This is a genomic window from Sulfuritalea sp., assembly GCF_017302275.1.
In the GTDB taxonomy this organism is placed as follows: Bacteria; Pseudomonadota; Gammaproteobacteria; order Burkholderiales; family Rhodocyclaceae; genus Sulfuritalea.
Window position 1 is genome coordinate 1 of sequence record NZ_JAFLDR010000078.1, and the last position, 5,673, is coordinate 5,673.

Annotated in this window: 8 protein-coding genes; 7 read left to right on the forward strand and 1 reads right to left on the reverse strand. The window is 67.1% G+C overall.

Annotated features, from left to right (window positions below; all coding sequences use genetic code 11):
* Window positions 1–183 precede the first annotated feature (183 nt).
* The 6 genes from J0M27_RS21000 to J0M27_RS21025 all read left to right on the forward strand — a co-directional run bounded on the left by J0M27_RS21000 (window position 184) and on the right by J0M27_RS21025 (window position 4,575).
* Complete coding sequence (locus tag J0M27_RS21000; protein WP_294996567.1) at window positions 184–750, forward strand: redoxin domain-containing protein; 567 nt, start codon at window positions 184–186, stop codon at window positions 748–750.
* Between the two features lie 74 nt (window positions 751–824).
* A complete protein-coding gene (locus tag J0M27_RS21005) occupies window positions 825–2,102 on the forward strand; it encodes an MFS transporter (protein ID WP_294996569.1) in 1,278 nt (425 codons plus the stop codon).
* A gap of 259 nt (window positions 2,103–2,361) precedes the next feature.
* Window positions 2,362–2,649: a DUF6516 family protein gene (locus tag J0M27_RS21010; protein ID WP_294996572.1), complete on the forward strand. Its 288-nt coding sequence runs from the start codon at window positions 2,362–2,364 to the stop codon at window positions 2,647–2,649.
* On the forward strand, window positions 2,646–3,005 hold the full coding sequence (locus J0M27_RS21015) for a DNA-binding protein (protein WP_294996574.1): 360 nt from the start codon (window positions 2,646–2,648) through the stop codon (window positions 3,003–3,005). Before J0M27_RS21010 ends, J0M27_RS21015 begins: the two co-directional genes overlap by 4 nt.
* An 88-nt stretch (window positions 3,006–3,093) precedes the next feature.
* Window positions 3,094–3,732, forward strand: coding sequence for an NAD(P)H-binding protein (locus J0M27_RS21020; RefSeq protein WP_294996577.1), 639 nt, complete (start codon window positions 3,094–3,096; stop codon window positions 3,730–3,732).
* Between the two features lie 66 nt (window positions 3,733–3,798).
* Window positions 3,799–4,575 carry an enoyl-CoA hydratase-related protein gene (locus J0M27_RS21025; RefSeq protein ID WP_294996580.1) on the forward strand — a complete coding sequence of 259 codons (777 nt, stop codon included), beginning with the start codon at window positions 3,799–3,801 and terminating at the stop codon, window positions 4,573–4,575.
* Between the two features lie 232 nt (window positions 4,576–4,807).
* Here J0M27_RS21025 and J0M27_RS21030 read toward each other — a convergent pair whose 3' ends face one another.
* Entirely contained in the window at window positions 4,808–5,479 is a 672-nt protein-coding gene (locus J0M27_RS21030) for a glutathione S-transferase N-terminal domain-containing protein (protein ID WP_294996583.1), read from the reverse strand.
* Here J0M27_RS21030 and J0M27_RS21035 point away from each other — a divergent pair.
* Window positions 5,478–5,673, forward strand: a 196-nt coding sequence (locus J0M27_RS21035; RefSeq protein WP_294996586.1) for a hypothetical protein, incomplete at its 3' end; no start/stop codon positions are given. The two genes, J0M27_RS21030 and J0M27_RS21035, sit on opposite strands and share 2 nt — an antisense overlap.

Genomic DNA, 5,673 nt, shown 5'->3' on the forward strand with positions numbered 1-5,673 from the left:
TCCGCCAGACGCGCCGTTGGGGGCCGAAACCGGCTGCGGGCTACGCCCTCCGCCGCTTCCCGCCCCCAACAGAAAAAGCGGACAATTCATGTGCTACAGAACCGGACAAGTCTAAAAACCCGCGACAATTCAACGCCGGACAGGACATGGCCCGGAGAGGGCTGCGTCCGTTAAGATTGGACGATGAATTTCTCCTCCAGGATTCAAACCCTGCTCCCGACAAAGCGCTGGCAACGCTGGTTGCTCGAAGCTGCCCTGATCCTTGCCGTGATCCTTGGCGCGCAGCATTGGCAAACGCGCGGGCTGCCGGAGGGCGCCGCGCCGCCGCTTGCGGGAGTGCTGACCGATGGCAGCCAAATAAAAGTCGGCGCCCCACAGGGACTTCCTTCGGTCGCTGGCGAAACGGCGAATGGCGCGCCAACCCTGGTCGCCTTCTGGGCCACCTGGTGTCCGGTGTGCACCGCCGAGGAAGACAACATCGTTGCAGTGGCGAAGGAACATCGCGTGATCTCGGTGGCGATGCAATCGGGAGATGCGGCAGCCGTGATTAAACATTTGCAGGAACGCGGCATCGAACTGCCGGCGCTGGTCGATGCCGACGGCCGCCATGCGCAGAACTGGCGTGTGCGCGGGGTGCCGACGCATTTCGTCGTCGATGGCGCCGGCAACATCCGCTTTCGTGTCGTCGGCTACGCCACGACCTGGGGCTTGAAGGCGCGGCTGTGGTGGGCGGAGAACGTTGCCGCATGACTAGCCCGTCCTCTGCGTCCGCGCATGCGGACCTGGCCAAGTCACCCCCTTTCCCGGAAAGGGGGCCGGGGGGAATGCTCACTTTTCCAACGGCCACGCTTGCGTGGTCGGTCTGGGGCCTCGGCGCGCTGCTCTACCTGATCGGTTTCTACCAGCGCGTGGCGCCGGCGGTGATCACCGACCAGCTGATGCTGGAGTTCACCATCGGCGGCGCGGCACTGGGCAACCTCTCGGCCTTCTATTTCTATTCCTACGTGGCGATGCAGGTGCCGACCGGCATGATCGCCGACCGCTGGGGCCCGCGCCGCCTGCTCACCGCCGGCGCCGGCGTGGCGGCGCTGGGCACGGCGCTGTTCGCCTTCGCGCCGACCCTGTTCTGGGCCAACATGGGGCGGCTCCTGATCGGCGCCTCGGTGGCGGTGGCCTTCGTCTCCATGCTCAAGCTCGCCAGCCACTGGTTCGCGCCGAAGCAGTACGCGCTGGCCTCGGGCATGGCGCTCCTGATGGGCGTGGTCGGCGGCGTGGTGGCGGGCGTGCCGCTGCGCTACCTGGTCGAGGCTTTCGGCTGGCGCGGCGTCATGGGCGTATCGGCGGCGCTGACGGCCGTGCTCTGCGTCGTCACCTGGCTGCGCGTGCGCGACGACCCGGTCGAGCGCGGCTACGCCAGCCACTTCCAGGGCGTGCATGGCGCTCACGAAGGCAGCTCGCTCTGGCGCGGCCTGCTCGAGGTGCTGTCCTACCCCAACGTCTGGATCCTCACCCTGGTGCCGATCGGCTTTTCCGGCGCGGTGCTGACCTTCGCCGGGCTGTGGGGCGTGCCCTTCCTGCGCCAGGTGCATGGCCTCGACCCGAAGACCGCGGCGGCGATCACCTCGACCCTGCTGGTGGCCTGGGCGCTGGGCGGGCCGACGCTGGGCAGCTGGTCCGAGCGCATGGGCATGAGGAAGCCGCTCTACCTGATCGCCTCCGGCGTCGCCCTGCTCGGCTGGTCGGCCATTCTCTACCTGCCGCTGCCGCTGTGGGCGCTGGTGCTGCTGCTGGTGCCCACCGGCTTCGCCTCCGGCAACATCATCATCGGCTTCGCCTGGGCCAAGGAATCGGTGCCGCTGCGCCTGGTCGGCACCGCCTCGGGCGTCTGCAACATGGGGCCGCTGCTGGGCGGCATGCTGCTGCAGCCGGCCGTGGGCTGGATCCTCGACCAGCGCTGGAACGGCGCGCTGGCGAACGGCGTGCGCGTGTATGACGCTTCCGCTTACCGCAGCGCGTTCACCCTGATGTTCGCGACGATGATCGTGGCGGCCTTCGTCCTGACGCTGGCGAAGGACAGCCATGCGAAGCAGATGCACGACTAGGGTGAAACTCGACGCCTGTTGCCGGATTAGCCGTACGTGTTTGGCGGTCTGGAACCCTCGACTGGCTTCAACTATTCAGACCATCGCCGTATCGCCAGCACCCGAAGCGACGGCGTCGTCGCCACGAAGCGCGATAAGGGGTCGGGTTCGATATAGATTGAGCTGCGCTGGCCAATCCCGGAAAGTCGGCGCTGGCGACACGGCGAAATGAATGTTGGCGTAGTTGACAACACGCCTTCATGTTGGCATACTTGCCAACATGAAGGCGACGCTGATTTACCGGCACCGGGTGGATTTCGATGATGGCGAAATCCTCGAGATCGTGGTCTGGCGGCTTGCCGTGCCGGTCGAGGGATGCAGTCATCCATACAAATATCGGTTGTTTTACGGGCGACCCGGCGAGCGTCTGCTCGGCTACGACAATGAGCGGCCGAAGGGGGATCACCGCCATCGGGGGGGTCGCGAGCAGGCTTACCGCTTCGAGACTCCGGAAAAGCTGATCGACGAATTTCTGCGTGAAGTTGAAGACAGGAGGGCTGGACGATGAGAACCGCGAGCATCCGTATCCGCAAGGTCGATGAATCGCTGAAGGCGGTGCGCGCCGGATTTCTTTCGGCCTGGAAGAGCGGGAAATACAAGGGCGAGCATTTCGATTTCGAATCGCCTGCGGCCCTGTTCCGCGTCCTCACGCCCAAGCGCTGGGAACTGATCGAGTGCCTGCAAGGCGCCGGGCCGCTCGGGGTGCGCGCCCTGGCGCGTGCGCTGGGCCGCGACGTGAAGCGGGTTCATGAGGATGCTGCGGCAATGATCGAGGTCGGCATGGTGGAAAAGACCGAAGACGGCAAGCTCGTCGTGCCTTTCGATGAAATTCGTGCGGACTTCGTGATGAAGTCGGCGGCTTGATCGTTGCGGAGCGCGCCGCCCCGGCAAGAAACCAGAAACGGTGCGGATTTCCATGTTCCCTGCGTTCATGTTGTTAAGGCCCTGATCCATGGCTAGCGGTCTTGCTCTCCTGCTCGTCGGCGCCACCGGCGCCGTCGGCCGGGCGGTGCTCGAGCAGGCGCTCGACCGGCGCGAGATCCGCCGGATCACCGCGCCGACCCGGCGCCCGCTGTCGCGACGCGCGGCGAAGCTTGACAATCCGGTGCTCGACCTGGGCACCCTGACCGGCGACGAGGATTTCTGGGCCTGCGACGCGGTGATCTGCACCCTGGGCACCACGATCCGCGCCGCCGGGTCGCAGGCCGAATTCGCCCGCGTCGACCGCGACCTGCCGATCCTGATCGGCCGCTTCGCCAAGGCCGCCGGCGCCACGCGCTATGCGCTGAATTCCTCGCTCGGCGCCAGCGCGACGGGCAACTTCTATCTGCGTACCAAGGCCGAGGCCGAACAGGGCATCATCGACCTCGGATTTGCCGGCACCACCCTCGTGCGCCCCTCGCTGATTGACGCCGAGCGCGAACGGGCGCGGCCGGCCGAACACCTTGGGGTGCTGTTCGCCCGCGCCTTGAAGCCGGTGATCCCGAAGAAGTACCGCGTCGTGACGCCCCGACAGATCGCCCAGGCCTTGCTGCACGGGGCGCTGTCACGCGAACCCGGAGTGCAGGTGGTCGAATCCGACGCGCTGTGAAGCACGCGGCCTGCCCGCCTTCGGCGCGCTTGGGTTATTGTTGCTGATCGACACCGGAATATCGACATGAACCCCGACATCCTCTGCGAGCGCGACGGCGCCATCGCCACCGTCACCCTGTTCAATCCCGACAAGCTCAATGCGCTGAATGCATTCATGTGGCGGCGCCTGCGCGAAACCATGGCGGCGCTGGCCGCCGACGAAATCCTGCGCTGCGTGATCCTGCGCGGCGAGGGCGCGGCCTTCGCCGCCGGTGGCGACCTCGAGGAATTCAGGACGGGCCGCGCCGACGTCGACAGTGCGCTGGCCTATCACGAGGCGGTGGGCGCGGCGCTGGCGGCGATCGAGTCCTGCCCGCATCCGACCGTGGCGGCGATCCTCGGGCCCTGCGTCGGTGGCGGGCTGGAGATCGCCTGCGCCTGCGACCTGCGCATCGCGGGCGAGGGCGCCAAGTTCGGCGCGCCGATCATGAAGCTCGGCTTTTCGATGTATCCCGGCGAGTTGGCGGGTTTCCTCAAGCTGGCCGGGCCGGCCGTGGCCAAGGAAATCCTGCTCGAAGGCCGCCTGCTGTCCGCGGTCGAGGCCTATGCCAAGGGCTTGCTGACGCGCGTGGTGGCCGACCACGCGGTGGCGGACGAAGCGCGCGCGACCGCCGCCCGCATCGCCGCCGGAGCGCCGCTGGTGGCGCGCTGGCACAAGCAGTGGATCGCGCGGCTGATGGATGGCAGGCCGCTGACGCTGGACGAAAAGCGCGCCAGCTTCGCCTTCCTCGCCACGCAGGACTATGCCGAGGGCCTCGCCGCCTTCCTCGAAAAGCGGCCGCCGCGTTTCGGCGGAAGCTAGTGGATCGTTCCAGCAAGACCCGTTACCGATCGCGGTGAGCCTGTCGAACCGCGTTTTCCTTGCCACGACAGGCCTTCGACAGGCTCGGGCCGAACGGTTCCATTGAGATCGCCGCCGCAACGATCTACCGGTCAATACGGGCTGGGCCCTTCGAAGTCGGCGCTGGCGACACGGTGCCGGGCGTAGATGTCGCGCACCCACTGCGCTCCCGGATGCTCGCGGAAGGGTGCGATCAGTTCCGCGAACAGCGGGTCGACCGGTTGCGGGCTTTGCATCGGCGAATTGTCGGGCCGGACCACGGTGGCCAGCGCGGTGGCGGCGGTGATGTCGGCGATGCCGAAACGATCGCCGACCAGGTAGCCGGTCCCTTTGGCCTGCGCGGCGACGAGTCCAGGGCTTCGTGTGCGGCGGCAATGCCGTCGGCCACGGCGGCGGCGCCGGTGATGCCGTTGCCCTTGCGCACCATGGGTGCTGCCAGCGGCACGATCAGCGAGTAGAGCCGCTGCTTCAGCGGCGATTCGGCCTCGGCGAACACGGCGGCGAAAAAGCGCGGGCGACGCAGCAGGGCGTCGAGCACGGTGCGCCGGATGCGCGGCGTTATGTCGTCGTCGAAGTGTCGCTGGATCATCAGCGCCTGTTCGCGTTCGGCCGGAGTGTCGGGCGTCAGGCGCGGTGCGGGATGGTGCTGCTCCAGCCAGTCGAGGATGCGCCCCGAACCGGCGATGGCGGAGCCGTCGTCCAGCACCAGCACCGGCGTCTGGGTGCGGCCGGTGAGCTTCTTCACCACGCCCATGTGCGGCCCCGGCAGCAGGCTGCGGCGCCGGTGCGGCACGCGCTTCAAGTCGAGCGCCCAGCGCACTTTTTCGTTGTAGGGCGAGTGGCGGAACTGGAGCAGTTCGATCATGGTCGCGCCCGGTTCACGTCCGACTCAACGCATCACCGGCTTGTCTGCCGCTGCCGGGGCCTGGGCCGGCAAGGCGGGCGCAGCCGCCGGAGCCACCGATGGCGAACAACCAAGCGGCGAAACAGCCTTAGACCTCTATACCACCGATGTGACCGGAAAAGCCCGTGAGGGTAAAATTGATCCTATTTTTGGAC